This is a genomic window from Ochrobactrum sp. PL_is501, assembly GCF_055816895.1.
The window spans coordinates 1-25511 of sequence record NZ_JBVPGR010000034.1 but is presented as its reverse complement, the minus strand read 5'-3'; the positions used below and the strand labels follow the sequence as shown (position 1 = coordinate 25511).

Annotated in this window: 23 protein-coding genes; 16 read left to right on the top strand and 7 right to left on the bottom strand. The window is 55.2% G+C overall.

The window, feature by feature from the left end:
• Positions 1-35 precede the first annotated feature (35 nt).
• Positions 36-1028, top strand: a complete 993-nt coding sequence (locus tag AC0TOF_RS10165) for an AraC family transcriptional regulator (protein ID WP_473768139.1) — start codon at positions 36-38, stop codon at positions 1026-1028.
• A 47-nt stretch (positions 1029-1075) separates the two neighbouring features.
• Here the strand turns inward: AC0TOF_RS10165 and AC0TOF_RS10160 are convergent, their stop codons facing one another.
• A complete protein-coding gene (locus AC0TOF_RS10160) occupies positions 1076-2383 on the bottom strand; it encodes an MFS transporter (protein ID WP_122001029.1) in 1308 nt (435 codons plus the stop codon).
• 465 nt (positions 2384-2848) lie between these two features.
• Here AC0TOF_RS10160 and AC0TOF_RS10155 point away from each other — a divergent pair, with 465 nt between their 5' ends.
• Positions 2849-4627: a sensor histidine kinase gene (locus AC0TOF_RS10155; protein ID WP_473768138.1), complete on the top strand. Its 1779-nt coding sequence runs from the start codon at positions 2849-2851 to the stop codon at positions 4625-4627.
• Positions 4614-5924 carry a sigma-54-dependent transcriptional regulator gene (locus tag AC0TOF_RS10150; RefSeq protein WP_473768137.1) on the top strand — a complete coding sequence of 437 codons (1311 nt, stop codon included), beginning with the start codon at positions 4614-4616 and terminating at the stop codon, positions 5922-5924. Before AC0TOF_RS10155 ends, AC0TOF_RS10150 begins: the two co-directional genes overlap by 14 nt.
• 66 nt (positions 5925-5990) lie before the next feature.
• On the opposite strand, the gene AC0TOF_RS10145 is transcribed toward AC0TOF_RS10150, so the two are convergent.
• Genes AC0TOF_RS10145 through ubiT form a run of 3 tightly spaced genes read right to left on the bottom strand, consistent with a single transcriptional unit; the run spans position 5991 to position 8391 of the window.
• Complete coding sequence (locus tag AC0TOF_RS10145) at positions 5991-6911, bottom strand: U32 family peptidase (RefSeq protein ID WP_473768136.1); 921 nt, start codon at positions 6909-6911, stop codon at positions 5991-5993.
• Between the two features lie 2 nt (positions 6912-6913).
• Entirely contained in the window at positions 6914-7891 is a 978-nt protein-coding gene (gene ubiU, locus AC0TOF_RS10140) for a ubiquinone anaerobic biosynthesis protein UbiU (protein ID WP_122001025.1), read from the bottom strand.
• Positions 7882-8391 (bottom strand): ubiquinone anaerobic biosynthesis accessory factor UbiT, encoded by a 510-nt coding sequence (gene ubiT / locus AC0TOF_RS10135; RefSeq protein ID WP_473768300.1) that lies wholly within the window; start codon positions 8389-8391, stop codon positions 7882-7884. The genes ubiU and ubiT overlap by 10 nt, the downstream gene beginning before the upstream one ends.
• Positions 8392-8503: 112 nt before the next feature.
• On the opposite strand from ubiT, the gene AC0TOF_RS10130 reads away from it, so the two are divergent.
• A complete protein-coding gene (locus AC0TOF_RS10130; RefSeq protein ID WP_473768135.1) occupies positions 8504-10018 on the top strand; it encodes a UbiD family decarboxylase in 1515 nt (504 codons plus the stop codon).
• The gene (locus AC0TOF_RS10125; protein WP_473768134.1) at positions 10015-10593 is read left to right on the top strand and encodes a UbiX family flavin prenyltransferase; all 579 of its coding nucleotides are present in this window, start codon (positions 10015-10017) and stop codon (positions 10591-10593) included. Before AC0TOF_RS10130 ends, AC0TOF_RS10125 begins: the two co-directional genes overlap by 4 nt.
• Positions 10594-10607: 14 nt before the next feature.
• Here AC0TOF_RS10125 and AC0TOF_RS10120 read toward each other — a convergent pair whose 3' ends face one another.
• A complete protein-coding gene (locus tag AC0TOF_RS10120) occupies positions 10608-11750 on the bottom strand; it encodes a M24 family metallopeptidase (protein ID WP_473768133.1) in 1143 nt (380 codons plus the stop codon).
• Between the two features lie 244 nt (positions 11751-11994).
• On the opposite strand from AC0TOF_RS10120, the gene AC0TOF_RS10115 reads away from it, so the two are divergent.
• Entirely contained in the window at positions 11995-12189 is a 195-nt protein-coding gene (locus tag AC0TOF_RS10115; RefSeq protein WP_122001020.1) for a hypothetical protein, read from the top strand.
• A gap of 10 nt (positions 12190-12199) precedes the next feature.
• On the opposite strand, the gene AC0TOF_RS10110 is transcribed toward AC0TOF_RS10115, so the two are convergent.
• Positions 12200-13048: a MurR/RpiR family transcriptional regulator gene (locus AC0TOF_RS10110; protein ID WP_473768132.1), complete on the bottom strand. Its 849-nt coding sequence runs from the start codon at positions 13046-13048 to the stop codon at positions 12200-12202.
• A gap of 316 nt (positions 13049-13364) precedes the next feature.
• Between AC0TOF_RS10110 and murQ the strand changes: the two genes are divergently transcribed.
• From murQ to AC0TOF_RS10060, 10 genes are all read left to right on the top strand, one after another.
• On the top strand, positions 13365-14288 hold the full coding sequence (gene murQ / locus AC0TOF_RS10105; protein ID WP_473768131.1) for an N-acetylmuramic acid 6-phosphate etherase: 924 nt from the start codon (positions 13365-13367) through the stop codon (positions 14286-14288).
• A gap of 58 nt (positions 14289-14346) precedes the next feature.
• Positions 14347-15879: an ABC transporter substrate-binding protein gene (locus AC0TOF_RS10100; RefSeq protein ID WP_473768130.1), complete on the top strand. Its 1533-nt coding sequence runs from the start codon at positions 14347-14349 to the stop codon at positions 15877-15879.
• Positions 15880-15961: 82 nt separating this feature from the next.
• On the top strand, positions 15962-16921 hold the full coding sequence (locus AC0TOF_RS10095) for an ABC transporter permease (protein WP_473768129.1): 960 nt from the start codon (positions 15962-15964) through the stop codon (positions 16919-16921).
• Positions 16921-17760 (top strand): ABC transporter permease, encoded by an 840-nt coding sequence (locus tag AC0TOF_RS10090; protein WP_473768128.1) that lies wholly within the window; start codon positions 16921-16923, stop codon positions 17758-17760. The genes AC0TOF_RS10095 and AC0TOF_RS10090 overlap by 1 nt, the downstream gene beginning before the upstream one ends.
• Positions 17757-19505 carry an ABC transporter ATP-binding protein gene (locus AC0TOF_RS10085; protein ID WP_473768127.1) on the top strand — a complete coding sequence of 583 codons (1749 nt, stop codon included), beginning with the start codon at positions 17757-17759 and terminating at the stop codon, positions 19503-19505. Before AC0TOF_RS10090 ends, AC0TOF_RS10085 begins: the two co-directional genes overlap by 4 nt.
• Positions 19506-19509: 4 nt before the next feature.
• Complete coding sequence (locus AC0TOF_RS10080; protein WP_473768126.1) at positions 19510-20544, top strand: serine hydrolase domain-containing protein; 1035 nt, start codon at positions 19510-19512, stop codon at positions 20542-20544.
• A 9-nt stretch (positions 20545-20553) separates the two neighbouring features.
• Positions 20554-21669 (top strand): anhydro-N-acetylmuramic acid kinase, encoded by a 1116-nt coding sequence (locus tag AC0TOF_RS10075; RefSeq protein WP_122001012.1) that lies wholly within the window; start codon positions 20554-20556, stop codon positions 21667-21669.
• A 303-nt stretch (positions 21670-21972) separates the two neighbouring features.
• Complete coding sequence (locus AC0TOF_RS10070; RefSeq protein WP_473768125.1) at positions 21973-22479, top strand: putative pterin-binding protein; 507 nt, start codon at positions 21973-21975, stop codon at positions 22477-22479.
• A gap of 8 nt (positions 22480-22487) precedes the next feature.
• The gene (locus AC0TOF_RS10065; protein WP_473768124.1) at positions 22488-24467 is read left to right on the top strand and encodes a putative bifunctional diguanylate cyclase/phosphodiesterase; all 1980 of its coding nucleotides are present in this window, start codon (positions 22488-22490) and stop codon (positions 24465-24467) included.
• A 117-nt stretch (positions 24468-24584) separates the two neighbouring features.
• Complete coding sequence (locus tag AC0TOF_RS10060) at positions 24585-25268, top strand: FkbM family methyltransferase (protein WP_473768123.1); 684 nt, start codon at positions 24585-24587, stop codon at positions 25266-25268.
• A 12-nt stretch (positions 25269-25280) separates the two neighbouring features.
• On the opposite strand, the gene AC0TOF_RS10055 is transcribed toward AC0TOF_RS10060, so the two are convergent.
• Positions 25281-25511 (bottom strand): hypothetical protein (locus AC0TOF_RS10055; protein WP_473768122.1); only part of this gene is annotated, 231 nt, incomplete at its 5' end.

Here is a 25511-nt window from a genome sequence, read left to right as displayed (position 1 = left end):
ATTAATGTGTGATCGATTTTACAATGGGAGCCCGCATGGAACGCCATAATATTGCGCCGGGCTTTGTTGAGGATGCGCTGGAAAGCGTGCGTATCCGGGGGATAGATACAGCTCCCTTGATGGCAAAGATCGGTCTTCCGGAAACAGTGACCGAACCTGTAACCAATGTGGAATACGGTCGCCTGTGGTGGCTGATTGCCGAAACTATCGATGACGAATTCTTTGGCCTTGCGGCCAGGCCCATGCGTCCCGGCAGCTTCAATCTTCTTTGTCATGCCGTATTGCATGCAGGCACGCTAGAACGTGCCTTGCGACGGGCCTTGCAGTTTCTCAATGTCGTACTGGATGATCCGCATGGCGAATTGCGCATTCGCGACGGTATGGCCCATATCGTGCTGACCGATGCAGGCCCCCCGCGACCGGCCTTTGCCTATCGTGCCTATTGGCTGATCCTGATGGGGATGGCCTGCTGGCTGATCGGACGGCGCATTCCATTGCGGACGCTTGATTTTGCTTGTCCAGCGCCGGTTCATCGGCAGGACTATCATAAGTTTTTCGGGGCGCCGGTCCTGTTCGACCAGCCGGTGACGCGACTGGTTTTTTCTTCGTCCTATCTGTCGCTGCCGATCATTCGCAGCGATGTGGCGCTGGAAAGTTTTCTGCGTGAGGCTCCAGCCAATATTTTGATCCGTTATCGCCACGATAACGATCTGTCAGCCAGGGTGCGCGCGCAGCTGAGTGCCTTGCCAATTGCAGACTGGCCGTCCTTCAAAGAACTTGCAGCCGGGCTGGGCATGTCTGTACCGACCTTGCGGCGCAGGCTGCGGGGGGAGGGGCAAAGTTTCGGCACGATCAAGGATGAGTTGCGCTTCGTGACTGCCGAAAGGCTTCTGCAGGAAAATCGCTTAAGTGTAGCGGAAGTTGCCGCCGAACTCGGATACAGTGAACCGAGCGCCTTTTATCGCGCATTTCATAAATGGATGGGGCAAAGCCCGGGGCGGTTTCGAACCATACAGCAGGAAGAATAAAAAATGCCGGGCGCAAGGCCCGGCATCTCTTTGCCTGGGAGGCTGTATCAGTCTTCCCTGATCATGCTGTCCTTGCTGGTATCGCGCATGCGCAGGTACACAATCAGGGATATGCCGATCATGACGGTGACATACCAGTAAAAGCCGCGTTCCCAACCGCCATTCTTGAAGCTCAGCGCAACGTATTCGGCAGTCCCACCGAAGAGGGTATTGGCCAGCGCATAGGGCAGCGCCACGCCGAGTGCACGAATGTGGGCCGGGAAAAGTTCCGCCTTCACCACAGCGTTGATGGAAGTGTAGCCGGTGACGATGATCAGTGCGCCCATGACCAGCAAACCGGCCGTGATCGGGTCGCGGGTCTGTTCGAGCGTCGTGAAGATCGGGTAGGTGAATAGAACACCGGCCGCGCCGAAAGCAATCATCAGCGGCTTGCGGCCGATCTTGTCCGACAAAGCGCCGGCGACGGGCTGCAGACACATGAAGACGAACAATGTGACGGCGTTGATCTGGCTTGCCACTTCACGGCTGAACCCGGAGGTGTTCACCAGAAACTTCTGCATGTAGATCGAATATGCGTAGAAGGCGAGCGTACCGCCAGCGGTCAGAAGCATGACGAGAGCGGTTTCCTTGGGATGGTGCTTGATAAGCGTCCAGAAACCGGATTTTGGTGCGTCCTTGGCTTTTGCATTCTTGAAGCTCTCGGTTTCCGCAAGGCCGCGACGCAGCCAAAACACCACAACCGCGAGCAGTGCGCCGATGAAGAACGGAATTCGCCAGCCCCAGGACTCCAGCGCCGAAGTTTCCATGGTCGACTGAAGCACGATCAGAAGCAGGATTGCGAGAAGCTGTCCCGAAATGAGCGTGACATACTGGAAGGAAGAGAAGAAGCCGCGACGATCCTTGCCTGCCATCTCCGAGAGATAGGTGGCGCTTGCGCCGTATTCACCGCCGACCGACAGGCCCTGCATCAAACGTGCGAGCACGAGGAGGGCAGGGGCTGCAAGGCCAATGGTCTGGTAGTCCGGCGTTAGTGCGATAATCAGCGAGCCTGCACACATCAGCGTCACAGACAACGCCAACCCTGCCTTGCGGCCCTTGCGATCTGCATAAATGCCCATGATCCAAGCACCGATAGGGCGCATGACGAAACCGACTGCAAAGACTGCGGCCGCGCTCATGAGCTGGGCGGTCTGGTTATCGGACGGGAAGAAGTGCGGTGCAAAATAGAGCGCAAATGCTGCATAGACATACCAGTCGAACCATTCGACCAGATTGCCGGTCGAGCCGCCGATGATAGATTTCAGCCGTCCGTTGGTGCTTCGCACGTCACTCCGTTCGTTTGTAATTGAGACCATGGTTGCTCCTTCAAATCTCTCGATTTTTGAATTTCACCCTTTGTTTGGAAACCGGATCGGCGAAACGGTTTCGGGGTGTTTTTCCATCGCCTCAACTCGTCTCTGCACTCTTTTTTAGATCGTGAGAGAAGGGCTGTACGGCGCTGGTGAATATTCTCAGTCGGCGCTCCGCTTAAGCTTCGAACACGCAATATCAGCGATCCGGTCGATAAGGGGGGTCCCGGAAATTGATTGCGGTGTTGGTGCTGTGTTGAAGTTGGTCACGGCTAAATTCCTCCCTTCGAAACTCCCTATTTCGAAGTGGCGTTAACATGCTGCAGGGGAGGAAACATCGCCAGATAGAAGGGCTAAAAATTTTAAACAATTGAAATCAAATGAAGTTTTCCAATTCTCGTCATAATTTCCCGGAAAGTCTGTGCAAGATTTTGCGTGACTCTTCGTTCATGTTTGCATAAATCGGCACAAATGAAGACGCTGCCGAAGATCGCAAAGCTCACTTTGGTTGCCCTCGCTTTCTTGCTGTCACTTGGCGTGTGGTTTTCCGCCGGGCTGTGGGCTGAACGCGGGGCGTTTGATCGTCTTCGTGAGGATGCGACGCTTATAGCGCGTCAACAGACCCGTCTGATCGACAGCGAACTGGCGAAGTTCCGGTTGCTGCCCGTCGTTTTGAAGGAATACAGCGATCTGCGCGATGTGCTCGCCGGTGGCTCGCAGGATGCCACCAAGCGTCTCAATCAGAAACTGGAGCTGGTGGCTCATCAGATCGGGTCACCAATCATCTATGTCATAGCGCGGGATGGTACTGTTATCGCATCCTCGAACGCCGACACACCAGAGAGTTTCGTAGGACGTAATTATGATTTCCGCCCTTATTTCAAGGGCGCGATGGCGGCGGGCTCAGCTGAATATTATGCCATAGGCGACTTGAGCGGGCGCTTTGGTCTGTTCTTGGCGCGGCGTATTGGCGATGAGGCTGATCCTGTCGGTGTGGTCGTGATAAAATTCGAGTTTCACAGGCTGGTTCAGACATGGTCCAACGATCCCGGGCAAACCTTCGTTGTCGATCCCCGCGGCATCATACTCGCCTCTACGGATAAGTTCGAAGATTTGCGTTCGTTTCAGCCGATATCAACCACAGAACGCACGCGGATCATTGAAAGCGGGCAGTTCAATGCTGCGGATATGAAACCGAGCAGTTATCGCTTTGCACCGGAAGGAATGATGATCGGGCCTTCAGGCGCGCATTCAATCGCTGTCAATGAACCTATTGCAGGAACGGCGCTGAAACTGGTCCATATAGAACCGACGGGACCAGCATTGCGCGCCGCAAACGATCTTGCGCGTCTGGTGACGGTGGCGGCGGTGCTCGTTTTCGTCATATTAGCCGGGAGCATTTATTGGCGGATAAGCCGCGCGGCGCGTGCTGCGGCTTATCGCTACGAGCTCGAAAGTGCGGTTGAGGAGCGCACGGCGGCATTAAGTGCAGAAATGGCGGAACGGGAGCTGGCCGACAAGCGCTTTCGCGATGCCCGGGAAGAGCTTGCCCAGGCGAACCGGCTCGCCTCACTTGGATCAATCACCGCAGGGCTGGTGCATGAAATCAACCAGCCGGTGGCGACCATTCGGACACTTGCGGAAAACGCGCAGCATCATCTGGCGAACGGGAAGCTCGACAAGGTTGCCAGCAACCTTAATACGTCCGTGGAGCTCACGGCTCGTATAGGCATCATTACGCAGGAAATGCGTCGGTTTGCCCGCCGCCGGAGCGGTATTGTTCGCCCACTTCCGCTGAACGAGCTGGTGGATGGCACAATGCTGCTGATGGGAGACAAATTCCGGAACGCCAATGTCAGACTGGATATACCCGAGCGGTCCGACATGGTGATACTTGCCTGCCGCATCCGATCCGAGCAGGTGCTGGTAAACCTGTTGCAGAATGCATTGGATGCGGTGGCGACCAGCCAAAATCCTCACGTTGCATTCAGCATCCGGGAGGAAGGGGACCAAATTTCCCTTGTCGTGGACGATAATGGCAAGGGGATTGAGCCCGAGTTGGCGGATGAGATCTTCAGCCCCTTTGTAACCGGAAAAGCGGATGGGCTTGGCCTGGGACTGGGCATTGCAAGAGACCTCATGACTGAAATGGAAGGCACATTGCATGTCGTTCCATCACAGCTTGGCGGGGCGGCTTTTTCCGCCACTTTGAAGCGGGCAAAGAAGGAGGGACACTGTGACGGAAAGTGAGCCTTTGCGGGTGATGCTGGTCGACGATGATGCGGCATTTCGTACGGCCCTGGCAGATTCTTTTGAGATCGCAGGTCTCGATATCGAGGCGTATGGTGACGGGCAGTCGGCTTTGAGCAGTCTGACGCCCGATTATCCGGGGATCGTCGTGACCGATATTCGCATGCCGCGCGTCGATGGACATGCGGTGATGGAAGCATTGCTGGCACGCGACCCGGAACTGCCGGTCATTTTGATGACCGGGCACGGCGACATTGGAATGGCCGTGGCATCTCTCAAAAAGGGTGCGTTCGATTTTATCGCCAAGCCGTTCGCCGCCGATCATCTCATATCGAGCGTGCGCCGCGCACTGGAAATGCGCCGGCTGGTATTGGAAAATCGTCGCCTCCGCCGGGCGGCGGCAGATGCCGAGCAGGATTATCCCTTGCTTGGCGAAACGCCGGTAATGATGCGGTTGCGCGATACGACCCGCCAGCTTGCCAGCGTCGATGTCGACGTGTTGATCGAAGGCGAAACCGGTACAGGCAAGGAACTGGTGGCCCGCCTTTTGCACCGCTGGAGTGCGCGCCATGCACGCGGTTTCGTAGCCATCGATTGTGCGGCTTTGCCTGATGCAATAGCAGACGAAGTGCTGTTCGGCAGTCGCATCCAGCGTGGAAGAATAGCTGATGCGGACCGGGGCACGTTGTTTCTTGACGAGATAGACAGCATGTCGCCAGCTGTTCAAGGTAAGCTCCTCCGGGTTGTAGAAGAGCGTGAACTGCCCTCGCTTTCGGGTGAGCCGCGTGCAGTGAATCTAAGGATCATCGCGGCTGCGAAGGGAAATCTGGAAGAAGCTGTGGCCTCCGGTCGCTTTCGTTCGGACCTGTTCTATCGCCTTGAAACGGTGAGACTCCGTGTTCCACCGCTGCGTGAGCGGCGGAAGGATATCGGTTTGCTTTTCTCCTATTTTCTTGATGAAGCAGCAACCCGGTTTGGCCGACCGCGACCGCCCATCGATGCAGCGATGGAAGCAAAGCTCAATTCAGACGAATGGTCAGGAAATGTCCGCGAGTTGCGCAACTACGCCAAACAAGTCGTGCTGGGACTGCGTCACGATCCTATCGCGGAACCCAACCCGCCTTCATTGTCGGAGCAGATGGATCGTTTTGAGGAAAGTGTCATTCGTGCGACGCTGGATCGTTTCAGCGGGGACGTTGGCGCCGCAGCCGAGCTGTTGCGATTGCCGCGCCGAAGCCTCTATGCCCGCCTGCAAAAGCTTGCCATTGATGCATCGACTTTCAGGAAGCGCGATTGAAATTTCGTGTAGTCGTTCAGACAACACGTCGCTACTGCCGCTTTCCGAATGCCGAGCTGAATAGATCTAATGTGTCGCGACTGAACGTTGGCGGCTGATCCATGCAGCGCCGATATTTCCGTGCAGAAAGCCGTTCGAGAGCGGTACGTCGGGATAGATTTTTCGCAGGCGCACGGCCCCTTCATCTGGACTTATTAGCTGTTTCAGGACCTCGTCATGGATGCGGGCCACTGCCACCATATCGCAATCCTGGGGTGACAATCTAAAACGCTTGATCCCTGCATCTTGAAGTTGGGGCAGATCCTCAATCAACGACTGACAGGTATGAGAGAGCGTTTGCACACCGTTGAGAGCCAGGAAGGGTTGGCTGTCCAGCGTCTTGACTGGCAGCCCGTCCGGTTCTTCACCGCATACGAATTGACAATTGTCCTTTATATGCCCCTTGGACCGGGCATGCGCGCAACGGGCTGAAATGGCGAGCGGCACGCGTCCGAAGGTGAATATCTCGAAAGCAATATCCGGTGCAGCTTTGACAATCTCCCGGATAGAGCTGATCGGTAACTCGGGCGGAAGACAAATCGACTGCGCGCCGCGGGCGGCGAGAACCTTGGCGGTTGCTGCATTATAAACATTGACCAGCGGACCGACCATGTGCGGCACACCTGACAACAGTCCCAACGCAGACAGATCGTTCGCCTCAACAGGCAATGTCGCTTCCCTGATTGTTTGACGGACCTGTTTTGCTTCGCGCTCAAGCATGACCAGAGCCAGCGAACCCAGGCTCACTATCTTTCCTGCCCGCTGCAGCCGCTCTGTCACTGCGTCCATATAAGGCGTGAGGAAATGGAACCGCTTGGAACAGACGATTTCACCGACCGTCACATTGGTAATTGGCGCTTCGTCGGCGATACGGAAGTAAAAATCGCGCCATTTCGGGCCATCCCACAGAAAGAGAACGGGGCCGAGGCTAAGGCTCGCTGCTGACATGTCTATCTCCAGCGTTTGTCGTAAGCGCCTGAAGTCGTCTGCTGGCCTTCGCTCAGCAGTCGCAGGCGCGAAAGCAAGGCTGCGCGGCTTTCGGGAGACGCAGCAAGTGTCTGACGCAGCGTGGATACGACCTCGCCAACATAAGCCTTGCCGCGCTGGCGTCCTTCAATCTTGAGCGCCGAGACACCTGCCGCCCGCAACTCGTCAATATGGTTCATGACGTCGAGTGAAACGGGGTCTTCGAAAGCATAGCCTTGCTCATCTGCAATGTTGAACCGACCCTTGCAAAGCGTCGGGTAGCCGGTGGGTTCCCCCACTGGAAAACGATTGATCGTGTATTCGCCGAGTTCGGAAACGAGTTCCTGTCCATCCTGCCGGTAGCGGACATGGCTGGCCGGCGAACAAACGCCGTTCATGTTGGGTGATCTGCCCGTTGCATAAGAAGACAGTGAGCAGCGCCCTTCTGCCATCACGCACAATCCGCCAAATACGAAGACCTCCATCTCGCAAGCGATCTTGCGGCCCAGCTTCGCAATGTCGGGGATTGTCAGAACGCGGGGCAGCACCACACGCTTTGCCTTGAACGCATCCACGAGAAACTGGATTGCGTCTGCATTGGAAGCGGAAGCCTGTACGGATACATGAAGCCGCTGCGTGGGATGTTTCTCGGCCGTATAGGCCATCAGTCCAAAATCAGCGAGGATTACAGCATCGGCGCCGAGAGCCGAGGCATCGTCAACGGCCCGATACCAGATGTGTTCATCGCCCGCGCGCATGAACGTGTTGATGGCAACGAAGACCTGCGTTTTGCGGGAATGGGCGAACTGGATTGCGTCTCTTAGCTCATCGCGATTGAAGTTAAGGCCGGGAAAATTACGCGCATTCGTTTCGTCGCGAAAACCACAATAAACGGCATCTGCGCCAGCACCTACCGCTTCGCGTAAGGCCGACGGCGTGCCTGCAGGGCAGATCAGTTCCATCCGGCAGTTTCCTCGCCCAAGGCTTTGCTTCGCACATAATTTGCGATTCCGCGCACCATCGGCGCAAATGGCCCCGCGCTTGTGCCGAGATCGGACGGAAGATCGATGTTGCAATCATCCAGCGCGTTGCGAAGCGCGAGCATGGCTTCCATGTCGCCCGTCACGGTAATATCCCGCGAGAAGAACAGCGCGTCCCCATCCAGTTTGCCCTCCAGGAGCGCAAGCAACATAACCAGCGGCCCTTCGATGCCCGCATCGGCCAATGTCGCCTCATCATCGCGCACGATCGTGATGCGCGGCTTGTCCGGCTCGATCACAAAAGCGAACGGTATGTCGGACGGGTGAAAACGGAAACGCTTCGTCGCATAATCCCCGAGACGTTCGAAGAGACCGGGGTGGGCGCGCATCACGTGAAAGAAAATGCGCGAGACAAACGGGGCGATCAGAAACGGCGGAACAAGCCGGGCTGGAACAGCCACAGCCGAGGGTATTTTCATCATCATCCAGCTCCGGTGAGCCTTACAAGGTGCAACCAGAACTAGGCGATTCATTACAAGGACAGTTTGATCCAGATCAAAGACGGCGAAAGAATTCGATATTCAAGAATGGGCTATGAAAATATCCCAATCCTTTCCCCCTTATTACGACTGCCTGCAAAGCTTCTTGTTGGAGCTTGAACGACGCAACGATCTGGTCAGGATCAGGCGTCCGGTATCGCTCGTCCAAGAGATAACAGAAATCCATAAACGAGTGCTTGAGAATGATGGTCCGGCGTTGCTTTTCGAGAAGCCCGTCGAAGCAGATGGGCGCCAGCACTCGATACCTTTGGTAGCTAACCTTTTTGGCTCCAGGCGGCGTATTGCCTTGGGGCTTGGCCGTTCTGCCGAAGAGATTCCCGACCTTGCCGAGATGCTTGCGGAACTGCGCGCGCCCAAAGCGCCGCGTTCGGCAGGCGAAATATGGAGCAAGCTGCCTTTGGCGAAGGCCGCATTGAACATGCGCCCCCGTCATGTCCGACATGCGCCGGCACAGGAAAAGATACTGGAAGGCGAAGCCGCCAATCTTGATCTGCTGCCGATCCAGTGGTGTTGGGCGGGCGAGCCCGCACCGCTTGTAACTTGGCCGCTGGTCATCACACAGGCACCGGACGATCCATCCGATGTCAATGTCGGAATTTATCGAATGCAGAAGCTTGGACATGACAAGCTCATCATGCGCTGGCTTGCCCATCGGGGCGGCGCACGCCATCACCGCATGTGGCAACGTCGCGGCGAGGATATGCCCGTTGCCGTGGCCATCGGGGCCGACCCGGCGACAATCCTTGCAGCCGTCATGCCCTTGCCTGAAGGGATGAGCGAGCTTGCCTTTTCAGGCCTGCTTGCCGGACGGAGGCCCTCCATGGTCGATGCGCGTACCGTGCCGCTTTGCGTGCCCGCCTATGCCGAGATCATTCTAGAGGGACGGGTTTCCACATCTGCAACCGCTCCGGAGGGGCCTTATGGGGATCACACCGGCTACTACAACAGTGTCGAGGAATTTCCGATCATGCAGGTGACGGCGATCACTATGCGGAAGAATCCCGTCTATCTTTCGACCTACACGGGCCGCCCGCCAGATGAGCCCTCAAGGCTTGGCGAAGTGATGAACGAACTGTTCGTGCCGATTGTGCGAAAACAATTCCCGGAAATCGTCGATCTGTGGCTTCCCCCGGCAGCATGTTCATATCGCGCAATGGTGGTTTCGATCGACAAGCGCTATCCCGGTCAGGCGCGGCGCGTCATGATGGGACTTTGGTCCATGCTGCCGCAGTTCAGCTACACGAAGCTCATAATCGCGGTCGATCCCGATATAAACATCCGCAATTGGGATGACGTCATGTGGGCGCTTGCCACTCGTTTCGATGCTAGCCGCGACGTCGTTACGTTGACCGACACGCCAGTGGATTATCTCGACTTCGCATCGCCGCGTTCGGGTCTGGGCGGAAAGCTTGGACTTGATGCGACCAACAAGATTGGCGCTGAAACCGAACGGGAATGGGGCGCAGTGCTGAAGATGGGCGATGATGTGATTGCTCGCGTGGATGCGATGTGGAGCGAGCTGGGATTGGATAAGGAAAACATGCGGTGAAACGGGTTGTTGTTGGCATTTCCGGCGCATCGGGCGCTCTCATCCCGCTCAAGCTGCTTGAGCAGCTTTCAGTCTTAAGCGATGTCGAGACCCATTTGGTAGTGTCGGACGCTGCTCAGCAGACTTTGCGGCACGAGTTGGGTCCTGATGGTTATGCGCTTTTGCACAGGCTTGCGAACAGAAGCTATTCTGTCGGAGACATAGGTGCTCTGATCGCGAGTGGATCAGTCGCAACCGCTGGTATGATCGTCGCGCCGTGCTCCATGCGGACACTCGCAGCGATCGCAACGGGGCACAGCGACAGCCTGTTAACCCGCGCCGCCGACGTTCATCTGAAGGAACGACGCAAGCTGGTGCTCATCGCACGAGAAACTCCGCTGCATCTGGTCCATCTGCGCAATATGTGCACGGTGACTGAATTGGGGGCGATTGTGATGCCGCCGGTTCCAGCCTTTTACTTCAAACCACAATCGGTCGACGAGGTGGCCGATCAGATCGCGGCGCGCGCCATCGATCTGATCGGTATTGGTGAAAAGAAATCGGGAAGCTGGGCGGGTATACCAGCCGTCCGATAACAGCGTGTGCAGATCTATGCGAAAGGTTCCGTTGGGCTTTTCGCTGGCTGGGTGAACCATTTCGGTCCGGTTGCCATCATATGGATATGGTCTTCCAGACGGACGCCGAACTGGTTCGGGACCACGATCATCGGCTCGTTGGAGAAGCACATGCCTTCAGCAAGCTGAAGTGAATTGCCGCGAACGATATAAGGAGCTTCGTGAATTTCCAAGCCAAGGCCGTGACCGGCGCGATGCGGAAGGCCCGGCAATGCGTAATCTGGTCCCAGTCCGTGTTTGATGAGCGTGGCGCGAGCTGCATCATCAAGGGTGGAACAGGCTGCACCGAGCTTCGCCGCGTCGAAAACGGCTTGCTGCGCTTCACGTTCGATTGCCCATATACGTGAGAATTCGGGAGTTGCCTCTTCGAGCATGTAGGTACGCGTGAGATCGGAATGATAGCCATCAATGCGGCAGCCGGTATCAACGAGAATAACATCGCCTGGCTGATAGAATTGTTCTCCATCTGCGCCATGCGGCAGCGACGTCGCAGTTCCAAAGGAAACGATACAGAAGGTCGAGCCGCCAGTAGCGCCGAGGGCACGGTGCTGTTCATCGATAAAACGCACTACTTCGCTTGCGGCGATACCGGGTTTGATGAGCGCGTGGGCGCGGCGATGGACTTCAAGTGTCAGATCCATCGCGTACTGGATGATCGCGATTTCTTTGGCTGACTTGCGGATACGTTGTTCACGGATCAGTTCGCCGCCGTCGAGCAGCCGGTCCGGCTGGATTTCTTGCCGGAGAGCGTTATAGAAAAACAGCGGGATAGCATCATCGACTGCAAGTTTAGCACCTGCCGGGAGGAGCGATGAGATCAACGCTGCGGGGCTTTCTTCTTCCTGCCAGATGTGGATTTCCCCCGTCAGATGCGGCAGGCTCTCGACCCGGCTCCGTTCGAAACCGGGAACGATATAAATAACTTCCGAAGGGGTAACGATCGCGCCCAGAAAACGTTCGCTGATGTGCCAGACGAGCCCGGTATAATAACGCAAGCTTGCCGTTGGGCCCAGCAAAAGCGCGCCAATTCCGCGTTCTCTCAGTTTGCCTTGCAACAATGTTATTCGTTCAAGATACTCTTCCTGTCCGATGCGTGGAAGAGACGACGGTGAAGTCATAATGCATACCTTTATGATTTATCTGGCAAAGCCTTCGCCTGGGCGCTGCTTTCTGACCGACAGATATATCACGGCTTTCATCATCTGAAAGCTGTCTCTCCAGCCTTGTATCCAAAAGCTGTTGCTTTGATCGTCGGCCACATTGCATGCCAGATCGAAAAACAATAAATGGGGCACACTGTGGTAGTGAAATTTCGGTAAAAATGGTGCAGTATCAAGAATAGGTCAGCGTCTGTGAGGTGTCATGCGTGAATTGTGGCAATGGGTTTCTGCCCTTGGTTTTTCGTTTGTTATCATCGTAGCGGCTCTCGTCTATCTCAACATGTCAAATCGGGAGACACCGGGTGACACGTTTAACCTTTTCACGAAAGTCGGTGCTGTTGCAGCCGCATGCGTCGCCGCTTTTGCAAGCTTTGCCGCTGCAGCAATTATTGATTGATTTCTACTACTTATAGCTTCAGCGAAGAAACTGCTGCTTCGCTTTTATGCACGTAATCAATGGCATCTTGTTGTCGCTGAAACAGCAGAATGAAGAGCAGGTCCGTCAGCACCAGTTGTGCATCACGTGCTGTAATTGACGATGACCGTACACGTTCTTCGTCAGCAACCGTGTACAGGCGAATATCAGCGATTTCATTCAGCGGGTTTTTGTTGAGGCCCGTAACAGCAATCACTGTCGCGCTCCACTTCCTAGCTTGTTCAGCGATGCGAAGGGTTTCGACGCTCGTCCCGGAATAGGATAGGGCAAACAGCACATCGCCCTCATGCAATGTGGAAACATTGGCCATTTGTATGTGGCTGTCGCTGTCATGCATCACATTACGGCCGAGCTTCATCAGCTTGTAGGAAAAGTCACGCGCGACAAGGGATGACGCACCGACGCCGGCAAGGTGAATACGCCGGGCGCTGATCAAGGCTTGCAATGCGCAGTCAATGTCTTGTTCATTGTTGGCGGAAATCGTCTGCTGCATCGATTGCAGCTTGCTGCCGATCAGTTTTTGCAGGACCGTAATATAATTGTCGCCGGTTTCAATCGTGCCATGCACCACGCCTGCGGGAACCTGCCACTCCTTGGCCCGAGCCTCACTGACGGCGAGTTTGAGTTCCTGATAGCCGTCAAAGCCGAATTTCTGGCTGAATTTGACAACGCTCGACTGGCTGCGTCCGGTTGCTGCTGCCAGGGCGGAAGAGGAAAGCTTCAATACCTGTTCCGGATGATCGACGATAAACTGGCCGATCTTTCGATCCGCAACGGTCAGTTCGTTCAGTTTGGCGCTGATCTTTTGTAGAATCGACATGTGCAATTATTCCCCATTCCGGTGTCGGAAGGTTCGATATTCGATAACCTTGGTTCGTAAGACAATTTGCATTGCTTTGGAATATAAAATTCCAACATGAAAAATTATGAGGAATTATCTCACGGTATGTATTCGAGTACGTGGCAGCACTTTGGCGAGCATATCACGGTAGATTCACGGATGGACCCGGAGGTCACCTTCCAGCATGGATTGAATAAATTATTCCATTATCAAGTTGACGAGAAGAATTTTTAATCCTAGCTTATTAACCATAAGGCGGCGCGCTTTGAACGTCGCTCGACAGGTAGGCAGGGGCATGACAGAGCAGGCATTATTATCTGAACTGGATAAGCTGGTTTCAGAAGAGCGCAATCCGCGCACCATGGATATCGATCTCCTGGCCAGTCTTGCTATCGTGCGCCGCATTAACGACGAGGACCATCTGGTACCTGTCGCCGTTGAAAAAGTTCTGCCTCAGGTCGCGCAGGCTGTCGACAGAATTGTGAACGCCTTTCGGAGTGGCGGTCGGCTTATTTATTTGGGTGCCGGGACCAGTGGGCGTCTTGGTGTTCTCGATGCATCGGAATGCCCGCCGACATTCAGCGTGTCGGAAGACATGGTGATCGGGCTGATTGCGGGTGGCGCGGACGCATTGCAACATGCAATCGAAGGCGCGGAGGATGATCCATCCCAGGGAGAAGCCGATCTGCGCAATATAGGGCTGGCGTCGAACGACGTCGTTGTAGGAATCGCGGTCAGTGGGCGCACGCCCTATGTAATAGGGGGGCTGGCTTACGCGGCATCAATTGGTGCTACGACTGTAGCGCTTTCCTGCAACCCTAACTCCACGATTGCGGCTATGGCTGAAATCGCAATATCGCCGGTTGTCGGACCAGAAATACTGACGGGCTCGACACGGCTCAAATCCGGCACAGCGCAGAAGCTGGTGCTCAATATGCTGACGACGGCGAGCATGATCCGAATAGGGAAAACATACGAGAATCTCATGGTGGATGTCAGCGCCACCAACAACAAGCTTATTGCGCGTGCGTCGCGAATTGTCATGCAGGCAACAGGCTGCGGAGCGGAGGAGGCGAAACGCGTCCTCGCCCTCACGGATAATGACGTCAAGCTCGCGATTCTTATCACCGTCACCGGAATGCCGGTGGATGAAGCAAGAAAAGCATTAAAGAATGCTGGGGGATTTCTTAGACAGGCGATAAATGCCAATAAAGCGTGAGCCGAAGCGGGGAAGCGGTCGGACATTTGCATTGCAGTGATTTGCGAGGGAAGAAAAAATGGGAGCGAGTTTCAAGAAAAGCCTTATTGCGGGCGCGGCCGCAATGGTATTGGGCATTGGAAGTTTTGGGGGATTGGGTGTTTCCACGGCTTTCGCCGCGACGCTACGAATGGCCTGGTCGCAGGATGCCACCGGCCTTGATCCGCACAAGCAGCCTGCATTTTCGTCGATTCGCCTGCTGGAGCTGATCTATGAGCCGCTTGTTCGTCTCGGTGCCGATCTTCAAATTGCGCCTGCCATTGCAAAGAGCTGGGAATTTTCCGACGGCGGCAAGGTTCTCACATTCAAGCTCGACACAAATGCGAAGTTCCAGAACGGCCAACCGGTAACGCCGGCCGATGTGAAAGCATCCTTCGAACGTATTCTGGATGAAAAAACAGGCGCAGTGGCGCGTGCGAATTTCGGTTCCATCGCGGCCATTGAAACTCCGGACGCCGAAACGGTTGTCTTCAAACTCTCTCAGCCCGACGTCCCGCTATTGGCTGCCATTGCCAGCATCAATGCGGCGGTCCTTCCTGAAAGTGAGATCAAGGTCGGTAATATCGGCACAAAAACCGTTGGATCAGGCCCGTTCATTCTTGAGCGTTGGGAACCGAATTCCAAGGAAGTGTTGAAAGCCAATCCTGATTGGGCTGGCGGCAAAGTAGTGGTGGACGGGATCGACATCAGTGTTCTGCCGGATGAAACAGCAATTCTCGCAGCGCTTCGCGCCAAACAGATTGATTTTGCGTTCCTCAACGATCCGCTTGTTGCAACCATGGTGCCGAACGAAAGTGCTCTCGAACTGGTGCGCACTCCGGCTCTTGCCTACCATGTCCTGCAATTGAACCCGTCGCGCAAGCCTATGACGGAATTGGCTGTGCGGCAGGCGATTTCCTGTGCTGTTGACCGTCAGGATGTGCTCGACACTGCATTGCTTGGCGAAGGCAAGGTGACGGGTCCGCTGACAATGCCCGCCTATGCCAGCGACCCCAACACGCTCTTCTGCTACAAGCGCGACGTCGAAAAGGCGAAGAAGCTGATGGCGGATGCCGGTCATGCAGATGGCTTTTCAGCAACAATCATTGCTGCAAATGGGGAGCCTGCAACCGCTGCCGCCGAAGCCCAGGTGCTCCAGTCGCAACTCGCCGAAATCGGCATCAAGCTCGATATCCGCATGATGGAATTGAACGTCTATGTCGATACATGGTTGAAGGGCGATTTCGATATGGCGGTGGCGCTCAATGGCGGTTCGGCTGATCCCTATACGATGTATGGCCGTTACTGGACCAAGGCGGGCAACCTTCAGAAAGTCGCTCAATATATCGACGATACGCTTGACGATCTGATGCAGAAGGGACGAGCCGAAACGGACCCTGAAAAGCGCAAGGTGATTTTTGCCGACTTCGAAAAGCATATAACGGAAGTTTCTCCGTGGATTTGGCTCTATACGGCCAACAATTACGTTGCTCATCAGAAGAACATTACCGGTTTTGAGCCTCGCGCCACGGGATCGCTATTCGGCGTAACCAAGCTGCAGATCGGGCAGTGATGTCCTGAAATCCGCCACGTCTTCATTGTGGAGGCGTGGCTTTCGAGCGCCTTCTCGAACGGTGGCCCGTGAGTAATCTGACATGAATTATCTGACACGTCGGCTGCTGACATTTCCTCTGGTCATGCTGGGGGTGTCGATCCTTGTTTTCGTCTCGATCCGTATGGTTCCGGGTGATTCCATCACGGCGATGCTCGGAACCGAGGCAGGGTTGCTGACGCCGGAACAACGCCAGTCCCTCGCGCAATATTTTGGCATCGATCAAAGCTGGACCACACAGTACTGGCGCTGGCTGGGTGACGTGCTGCAGGGTAATCTGGGTGTGTCGGTCACATTCGGAAAGCCGGTGCTAACAGTCATCCTGGAGCGTTTTCCGCTGACTCTGCAACTGGCAGTGATGTCGATGATTATCGCATTGCTCGTTGGCCTGCCTGCCGGAGTTTATGCGGCAACGCGCAGCGAAAAAATGTCCGATCTGGCGGTGCGCATTTTTGCAATGATCGGCCAGTCAACCCCGAGTTTCGTTCTTGGTCTTCTCTTTATTTACATTCTGTCGGCAGGGTTTGGCGTGTTGCCCACCATGGGAGAGTTTACGCCATTGTGGGTAAATCCGTGGCAGAACTTTTTGCAGATGATTTTACCCGCCGTAACGCTCGGCTTTGCATTTGCGGCGTCGGTAACACGCATATCGCGGTCAGCCATGCTCGATGTTCTCCGCGATGATTATGTCCGCACAGCCCGCAGCAAAGGCGCTTCGGCCCGTTCTGTTATCTGGCGGCACGCATTGCCCAATGCACTTATCCCGGTTGTGACATTGAGCGGAGTGGAATTCGGTTATCTTCTGGGCGGGGCTGTACTGGTTGAACAGATTTATGCCCTCCCAGGGTTGGGGCGCATGGTGCTCGATGCGATTTTGCAGCGTGATTATGCGCTGGTGCAGGGCAGCATCCTCTTCATTGCCTTCAACTTCATGATCGTCAATCTGCTGGTTGACCTTCTCTACGTTGCGCTTGATCCGCGCATTCGGTTGGGGGAAAACTGATGCAGATACTGCGTTCCGTTTTTGCTCACCCGAGTGGCCGTATCGGTGGGTTCATCGTATTGATCTATCTGATTGTAGCCTGTCTTGGCTATTTCGGTCTCACGCCGGATGATCCGTTGATGCAATACCGGATAGACAGGCTGCGTCCTCCAAGTAGCGCCCACTGGATGGGAACCGACCTCTTCGGACGCGACGTCATGAGCCGCCTGATGGCAGGCATCGCGCAATCCTTCATCGTAGGCTTTTCTGCAGTCGGCATTGCTGCCTTTGCGGGAACCGTTCTGGGATTGACTGCGGCATGGTTCGGGCGCTGGTGGGACGGTACCGTCATGCGCATCATGGATGTGCTTCTGGCGTTCCCGGCAATCTTGCTCGCGCTTCTTATCATTGCCGTTGTTGGACCGGGGACAGGAACAAGCATCGCCGCCATCGCCATCGTCTACACCCCGATTTTCACGCGGGTTGTGCGTGGTCCGGCCTTGTCGATCAAAACACGCGAATTCGTTGACGCGGCCCGTACGTTCCACAGCAGCAACCGTTATATCCTGTCCCGCCATCTGCTGCTTAATCTGGTAGCCCCTTTGACTGTGCAGATCACATTGGCGCTCGCCTGGTCGCTGTTGACTGAGGCGGGCTTGAGCTTTCTGGGGCTCGGCACACAGCCACCCGCTTCGTCGCTTGGTCTCATGCTGGCCGATGCGCGCAATCTCATGGAAACCGCGCCATGGCTGCTGGCATTTCCGGGACTGGCTATCATGATCGGTATTCTCGGCTTCAACCTTCTGGGCGATGCTCTGCGCGATATTCTCGATCCTAGAATGCGGAGGGTCGAAGCATGAACAAGCTTTTGTCCGTCTCGAATCTGCGCGTGGGGTTCGGCCGCAATCCCGAAGCCAACGAGATCGTGCGCGGTGTGAGTTTCGATCTCGCCGCCGGAGAAACGCTGGCGATTGTCGGAGAAAGCGGCTCCGGTAAATCTGTAACGGCTCTGTCGATCAATCGACTTGTGGATTTTGGTGGTGGCCGCATCATCGACGGGACGATCAAGCTGAATCGCGCCGATGGCACCATGATTGATCTAGCCACTGCGAAAGAAGCCGAGCTGACGAAAATCCGCGGTGCCGAAATTGGCATGATCTTTCAGGAGCCGATGACATCGCTCAATCCGGTGCTGACGATAGGTACGCAGATCGAGGAATCGTTCCGTCTCCATCGCGGGCTGACCGGAAGGCAGGCCGCTGCTGCTGCCAAGGACGCGCTTGATCGCGTGCGTATTCCCGATGCCGCACGACGGCTTAAATACTGTCCGAACCAGCTTTCCGGTGGCATGTTACAGCGGGTGATGATTGCAACGGCGCTTGCCTGCAATCCGCGTCTCATGATCGCAGACGAGCCAACCACTGCGCTCGATGTTACCGTACAGGCGCAAATCATGGCTCTGCTCGCAGAACTGAAACGCGAAACCGGCATGGCAATGATCTTCATCACGCATGACATTGGTCTGGTCGCCGGAATGGCCGACAAGGTCATGGTGATGCAGCATGGCAAGGCGGTTGAACAGGGACAGCTGAGCGCTGTTCTTGACCGTCCTCAGCATCCCTACACACAACATCTCCTGAAGGCTGTACCGCATTTTGAAAGCGGGAAAGCGGTGCGAAACGATAGCGTGCGCACAACGCTATCGGGAGCAAAACCGATCCTGTCGGTGGAAGGATTGACGGTCCGTTTTCCGGTCAAAGGTGGTTTTCTGGGTCGCAGGCTGGGGGCAGTGCATGCGGTGGAGAACGTCGATCTTGATCTCATTCCCGGTGAAACGCTGGCGATTGTGGGGGAGAGCGGTTCTGGAAAATCGACAACGGCGCGAGCCATTCTCGGACTTGTCAGAGCTTCACGTGGGAAGCTTGAAATCGGCGCAACTGGCACCAGCGATGCCCGGGACACATCTTCGATACAGATGGTTTTCCAAAACCCCTATGCATCGCTCAATCCGCGTCTGCGCATAGAGACTATCCTTGCCGAGCCGGTTATCGCGGCTGGCGGGCGCGACGGGCCGGAGACGCGGCAGAAGATGCTGCAATTGCTTGAACGCGTTGGTCTGCCCGCCAACAGCTTGGATCGCTACCCACATGAGTTCTCGGGCGGGCAACGCCAGCGGCTCTGTATCGCTCGGGCATTGATGCTCAATCCTTCCGTGGTGGTGCTGGACGAGGCTGTTTCAGCCCTCGATGTTTCAGTGCAGGCCAAAGTTCTGGAATTGCTGATCGATCTCCAGAAAGAGCGTGGTCTTGCTTACTTGTTCGTGTCGCATGACATGGCAGTGGTGGAACGCATCGCCCACCGGATTGCTGTCGTCTATGCCGGGCAGATCGTGGAAATCGGCGATGCCGGAGCAATCCTTTCTGCGCCGAAACACTCCTATACGAAGCGGCTGATTTCTGCTGTTCCAAGTATTGATCGTCGCAATCAACATTTCAGCCTGGACACACGGCAAGTGCCGTCGCTCGTTCGCCCCTTGGGTTATGAGCCGGCTCCGGCACAGTGGCAGACATACGGCCATGACCATATGGCCCGAACCGAGGCGTAGTCACATGGCAGAATCAATAAGTGGCCTTCCTGTCGATACGGCCTTCACGGCTCGTTTCGAAAGAGCTTTCGCTTTGCTGATGGAAGCATGTCGTTCCGGTCGTATTCCCGGCGGGGTTCTTGGGATGGTCGATCTCTCCGGAAACCGGGCTGTCCGGGCGACAGGTCATGCCCAGCTTATCCCGGCCCAGCGCGCGATGACAACGGATACCTGGTTCGATCTTGCATCGCTGACAAAAGTGATTTTCACCACTCCCCGCATTCTGGCGTTAGCCGAGGAAGGCGCCATTGATCTTGATGCGCCATTGACAACGTTGCTTCCTGATCTTCGTCAATATGACAACGACGCGTGGGAGCGCAGGGTCACGTTCCGCGAATGCCTTGGTCATCAGACGCCCTTTCCGTCAGTCGAACCGATATATACCTACGGGCGCGATCCGGACCTGTTGCGTGCATTCGTTCTGCAGCGCGAGTGGCGCAAATGCGAACCGGTTTATTCGGATATCAATTTCATCTTGCTTGGCTTTGCGTTGGAGAGGCTCTACGGCAAGACCATTCGCGAGATGGATCCCGGCGAAGGCTTTGCATTTTCGGCGGAGCCGGAAGTAAGTGCAGCAACTGAAAATTGCACCTGGCGGAATCGGGTGCTGTGTGGCGAGGTACACGACGATAATTGTTCGGCGCTGCAGGGGGCGGCTCACGCGGGTCTGTTCGGGACCGCGGCCTCCATACTTGACTTTGCGCTTGGTTTGCTTGATGGCAGCGGCGCGTCGCGAAACGTTATCGAACAGATGCGCCAGCCACTATCGGCTACCCGGACACATGGCTGGGAACGGCCTTATGACGGCTGGTCGGGCGGCAATTTCAATTCAAAGGACACGATCGGCCATACCGGTTTCACGGGAACGGGCTTGTGGATCGATTTTGAAGCGGGCAGGGCATGGACCCTGCTCACGAACCGCATTCACCCGACGCGCCATTTCGACAGCGGTATTCTTTCGCTGCGGCAGAGCGTCGGCGACGCAATTTCATTGGGATAGGAGACGTCTATGCAACCAATATGGGCCGTAGGTCTTATGACCGGCACCGTTCTCGATGGGAACATTGATGTTGCCCTCCTGAAAACCGACGGTGAAACCATCGCTGAATTTGGCGCCTACGCGTTGAAACCTTATTCGCGCTCGATTCGCGATCTTCTGGAACAGGCGCAGGCCGAAGCCCGCCTCTGGAATTTCGAAGGTCCGGAGCCTGCCGTGTTTGCCGAGGCTGAAGAAGCGCTGACGCGCGCGCAGTCTGCAGCGGTGCGTGAATTGGTAGAGGAGAGCGGGCTGTCGATGACGGAAATCGGCGTTGTTGGTTTTCACGGCCAAACGGTGCTGCACCGTGCGCCGCAAGGAGACCGGTTGGGCGATACCCGGCAACTTGGCGATGGAAAGCTAATGAGCAAATTGTTGGGAACAAAGGTCGCTTATGATTTCCGGACAGCAGATATTCGTGCTGGTGGGCAAGGTGCGCCGCTCGCTGCGGTATATCATGCTGCCTTGCTGCGCAGTGCCGATGACAGCGGGAATACCGCGATTCTTAATCTGGGCGGCGTCGGTAACATTACCTGGTGGGACGGTGGTGACACGCTGGTGGCATTCGACACCGGTCCAGCCAACGCACCTCTTAACGACTTTATGAAGTCGCGCGGATTGGGTGAGATGGACCGGGACGGAGCGTTGGCAGCAAAAGGTTCGGTAGACGAGGCCCGGCTGGCCCGATTGCTCCAGCATCCTTATCTTACAGCGCCATATCCCAAATCTCTCGACCGGTTCGATTTTACCGATGCGATGGCGGATGGCCTGAATGATGCAGATGGCGCGGCGACATTGACTGCGTTCACAACCTCAGCAGTGGGCAAGGCGCTGGATATACTGCCGCGTCGGCCGCGACGGCTGGCTGTGAGCGGAGGAGGCCGCCGCAATCCGACGATGATGCGCATGCTGGTCGAGCGTGCGAAAGTGGAACTCGTTCCTGTTGAAACGCTTGGCTGGCGGGGGGATGCCGTGGAAGCGGAGTGTTTTGCATTTCTCGCGGTCCGGGTTCTGCGCGGACTACCCATCAGCTTTCCAAGCACAACGGGTGTGCCGAAGCCAATGACAGGGGGAAAAATGGCAGGCTGAATTAGGGATTCCGGTCGGCTATTTTCTACAGGGCAACGTCATTACGTTGCCCTGTTTGGTTAGGGCGGACATTCGAACCTCAACTGATTATCAGGCATGGCATGTTAAACGTGGCTATTATATAAAAGATATCTAATATTTGCGAGGGTCGCCTACTGCGGCCATACGAAGTTACGTTGCATCATGGGCGCTTTTGATATTTCAATTTATTGCAGATAAGCATGAAAAGGTACAAATTCCGTGCAATCTTCACGTTGATTTAGGCATTTCTATTTAATGGTTTAATTTAACATGGAGAATGCAATGAAACTCATCCGGGCCCTTTTCTGTCTGGTCTTGCCCCTCGCCTGGTTGTCCGGGGCAGCCGCCGACCCCCTGGCGAAGCCGGCGGGTAAACCGATTCTCGTCATATCCGGCAAAATCTCGAATACGAATGTTGGCGATACGGCCCAATTTGATCGGGACATGCTGGAATCAGTTGGCTTGGTGACCGTGGAAACGGCAAATCCCTGGTATGACGGTCGCGTACGTTTCGAAGGCGTATCGATGGACAAGCTTATGTCGCTTGTCGGCGCCAAGGGAACGAAGGTGACCGCTGTTGCTTTGAACGACTACGTCAGCTCGTTGCCGTTGGACGACTTCAAAAGATTCAATGTCATTCTTGCCATGAAGCGGGATGGGAATTACATGCCGGTTCGCGACAAAGGACCATTGTTTATAATCTACCCTTATGACAGCGACCCACAGCTCCAAACTCAGACCTATTACACACGTTCTGCCTGGCAAGTTGCCAAGCTGATAGTTGAATAGAGGCAAGTGTGAGACGGATTCTAGGCGTCATTATCTGTTGTTTTGTAGTGGCGACGGCGTATATCGCCTATGTCATTGCCGAACGGCAGACAGCGCTTCAGAAATTCTCCCGTTATAACGACTCCTGGGCCATAGGGCAGACGGTGTCTGAATATATGCGGCTCGAGCACGTTCTGGCTGGGTATGCCCTGAATATGAACGAAGAAAGCCGCGACGAATTACGGCTTCGTCTTGATATCATGTTGGGTCGGCTGGAATTGCTGCAACAGGGCAATCTGCGATCTTTCATTCAGAACGACCCGGAACATCGCGTTTTGTTTTTGAAACTAAGCGATGTTCTGCATGCGCTTGATAGTCAGCTGGACAAGTTGGATGTAGACGGCATCAAAACGATCCTGCAATCAATGAGTATGCTTGATGGACCGATGACAGCGCTTGCATCAACGGCCGTCGAATACGACGTAGGGCTTATCGATGCTGCACAGGCCGAAGTTCGCCAGCTACATCTCATTTACACGGGTTTAGCGGCTGGCCTCATACTCTGCGGCGTGGTGCTGGTTATTCTTCTGCTTCGCCATAACAAGCTGCTTGATCGGGCGCATGGCAGCATGCAACGCCTGACCAGCGACCTCCGGCTGGCGACAGGTGAACTTCAATCTCAGAATTTCCGGCTCGAGCACGATGCTCATCATGATGCTTTGACCGGTTTGCCCAATCGCGTTCTCTTCCGGCAGGATTTGCAGAAAAGGCTTGAGGCTGCGCAATCTGGCGGTCCATCGGCGATTATTCTTCTTCTGGATCTCGATGGCTTCAAAGACGTCAACGACACACTTGGGCACGATGTCGGGGATGCACTGCTGCAGGCGGTCGCCGGGCGCCTCACCAAGCTCGGCGAACGGGGCGATATGGTATGCCGGTTGGGGGGAGACGAATTTGCTCTCCTTTCGACAGGGCTGCGGGGTGAAGCAGCCCTGGAGCTTGCAGACCGGCTGATGAAAGCCATCAGCCAGCCTTATCATGTAGGCGAGCTGGAGATAAAAATCGGAACTTGTGTCGGTGTCGCAATCTCTCAGGGCGAGCCGGATACGGAAGAGCTTTTCAAGCATGCCGATCTTGCGCTTTACGAAGCAAAGGCGCTCGGGCCTGGCCATGCAAGTGTGTTCGAGACGCAGATGCAAACACGTTTGCGGGAAAAGAAGTCATTCGAAGCCGATCTTCAGAAAGCGTTGGAGAACGGTGAGATGGAAGTTTATTATCAGCCGCAGGCTTGCACCATAACACGGGAGATATGCGGTTATGAGGCCTTGCTCCGCTGGACCCACCCGATCCGAGGTTCTGTTTCGCCCATCGACTTTATCCCCGTTGCCGAAAAGATCGGCTTTATTCATGCTCTTGGAGACTGGGTGCTGAAGACTGCCTGTCTGGAAGCTGCCCATTGGAACAAGCCGCTCAAGATCGCCGTCAATCTGTCTCCCGTTCAGTTTCGCAGTCTGAACCTTATTCAGAGCGTCATTGATGCGCTGGAGAAAAGCGGACTTGGCGCGAATAGGCTGGAACTTGAAATCACGGAATCAGTTTTGCTGGACAAAAACGAGCAGACCTTGAGTACGCTACGCCAGTTGAAAACACTCGGCATCCAGATCGCGATGGACGATTTCGGAACGGGCTATTCATCGCTTGGCAGTCTCAGCGGCTTCCCCTTTGACAAGATCAAGATTGATCGCACTTTCGTGCGCGATGTGACAACCCGACCAGATGCACTTGCGATTGTCGAACTGGTAACCGGGGTAGGGCGCAGCCTCAGAATGATAACAATTGCGGAAGGCATCGAAACCGAGGAGCAGTTCGAATGCCTCAAACGGTTGGGATGCGATCAGGTCCAAGGTTACCTGATAGGCAAGCCGATGCCGGCATCAAAGCTCAGGCATCTTCACGGTCGCGGTCGGCAGCACGTGAAGCCAGTCGACCTGGTCTCACATCGTGGATGATAGCTTCGCATGGAACTGGCTTCGAAGACGCAAATCAGTTTATGCTCATACTTAATCGCATCGCAATCTGTTCGTTCGAACATAATGTTCTGATGTTGGGGAATTGGGGCTTAGGAATTGCTGGAAGTACACGGGATAAACGTACCGATTACGTCAGACGAGGTTTCGCCGGTTATTTGGCAGGCTTTGACGAGCGGCAGCTATGAGGCCAAGGAAGCGCGGTCGATTTTCAAGGCGGTGAAGCCGGGAGATCGTGTTCTTGAGCTTGGATCTGGCATTGGGATCATCACGTCTATCATAGCCAAGATTTCAGACGTGACAGTTTGGGCGTTCGAGGCTAATCCGTCCACTGCGGCGCTCGCCCGACGTGTCATTGATGCTAATGATCTCGACAACGTCGTCCTCTCGCAAGGTATTCTCACTGCGGGGGAGCCTTGCTCGTTCCGTTTTTATGTACGGCGCGACCTGTGGATGTCATCCATGGATGAGAGCCAAGGGCCATATGAACATGTCATAGAGCTGTCCTCGGCTAACATTGATGAATTCATTGCTCGCTACAGTATCAATGTCTTGGTCATGGATATTGAAGGTGCTGAGTGCGATCTGCTCCAAAAAGCGGATTTGACAGGCGTGGAGCGTATCTTCCTCGAACTGCACGACCATCTTTATGGCTTGGCGGGTATCCGGGATATCACGCAAGCGCTTGCTGGCAAGGGTTATGCATATGATCCTCGTGGCTCCCAGGGCGCATGCGTATTGTTTTCCAAGGATGACGGTATACGCGAATACGAACCTGAATAGCGCGTCGCACCCTCAACCTTCTGTTTTTGAATGAGCCGCCCAGAGCGGCTTATTTTGTTTGTTGGCCTGTGGAAAGAAATTTTGAAAAAAGTTATGATTGGTCGTTGACAGTTTTGCTTGGTGGGGTCTATATGGCGCCACAACGAGGGCGGCGGCGCCGCAAGCGGCAGGCTGATGCGTCCTTGGAGTTGGTTGAAAGAGTTGGGCAGCGATGTTTGATTTGAGTAGGCTGGCGGCGTTGAC

Coding starts and splice junctions, on each gene's coding strand:
- AC0TOF_RS10165 (WP_473768139.1), top strand. CDS start 36: ATGGAACGCCATAATATTGCGCCGGGCTTTGTTGAGGATGCGCTGGAA.
- AC0TOF_RS10160 (WP_122001029.1), bottom strand. CDS start 2,383: ATGGTCTCAATTACAAACGAACGGAGTGACGTGCGAAGCACCAACGGA.
- AC0TOF_RS10155 (WP_473768138.1), top strand. CDS start 2,849: ATGAAGACGCTGCCGAAGATCGCAAAGCTCACTTTGGTTGCCCTCGCT.
- AC0TOF_RS10145 (WP_473768136.1), bottom strand. CDS start 6,911: ATGTCAGCAGCGAGCCTTAGCCTCGGCCCCGTTCTCTTTCTGTGGGAT.
- ubiU (WP_122001025.1), bottom strand. CDS start 7,891: ATGGAACTGATCTGCCCTGCAGGCACGCCGTCGGCCTTACGCGAAGCG.
- ubiT (WP_473768300.1), bottom strand. CDS start 8,391: ATGATGAAAATACCCTCGGCTGTGGCTGTTCCAGCCCGGCTTGTTCCG.
- AC0TOF_RS10130 (WP_473768135.1), top strand. CDS start 8,504: ATGAAAATATCCCAATCCTTTCCCCCTTATTACGACTGCCTGCAAAGC.
- AC0TOF_RS10120 (WP_473768133.1), bottom strand. CDS start 11,750: ATGACTTCACCGTCGTCTCTTCCACGCATCGGACAGGAAGAGTATCTT.
- AC0TOF_RS10115 (WP_122001020.1), top strand. CDS start 11,995: ATGCGTGAATTGTGGCAATGGGTTTCTGCCCTTGGTTTTTCGTTTGTT.
- AC0TOF_RS10110 (WP_473768132.1), bottom strand. CDS start 13,048: ATGTCGATTCTACAAAAGATCAGCGCCAAACTGAACGAACTGACCGTT.
- murQ (WP_473768131.1), top strand. CDS start 13,365: ATGACAGAGCAGGCATTATTATCTGAACTGGATAAGCTGGTTTCAGAA.
- AC0TOF_RS10100 (WP_473768130.1), top strand. CDS start 14,347: ATGGGAGCGAGTTTCAAGAAAAGCCTTATTGCGGGCGCGGCCGCAATG.
- AC0TOF_RS10095 (WP_473768129.1), top strand. CDS start 15,962: ATGAATTATCTGACACGTCGGCTGCTGACATTTCCTCTGGTCATGCTG.
- AC0TOF_RS10090 (WP_473768128.1), top strand. CDS start 16,921: ATGCAGATACTGCGTTCCGTTTTTGCTCACCCGAGTGGCCGTATCGGT.
- AC0TOF_RS10085 (WP_473768127.1), top strand. CDS start 17,757: ATGAACAAGCTTTTGTCCGTCTCGAATCTGCGCGTGGGGTTCGGCCGC.
- AC0TOF_RS10080 (WP_473768126.1), top strand. CDS start 19,510: ATGGCAGAATCAATAAGTGGCCTTCCTGTCGATACGGCCTTCACGGCT.
- AC0TOF_RS10075 (WP_122001012.1), top strand. CDS start 20,554: ATGCAACCAATATGGGCCGTAGGTCTTATGACCGGCACCGTTCTCGAT.
- AC0TOF_RS10070 (WP_473768125.1), top strand. CDS start 21,973: ATGAAACTCATCCGGGCCCTTTTCTGTCTGGTCTTGCCCCTCGCCTGG.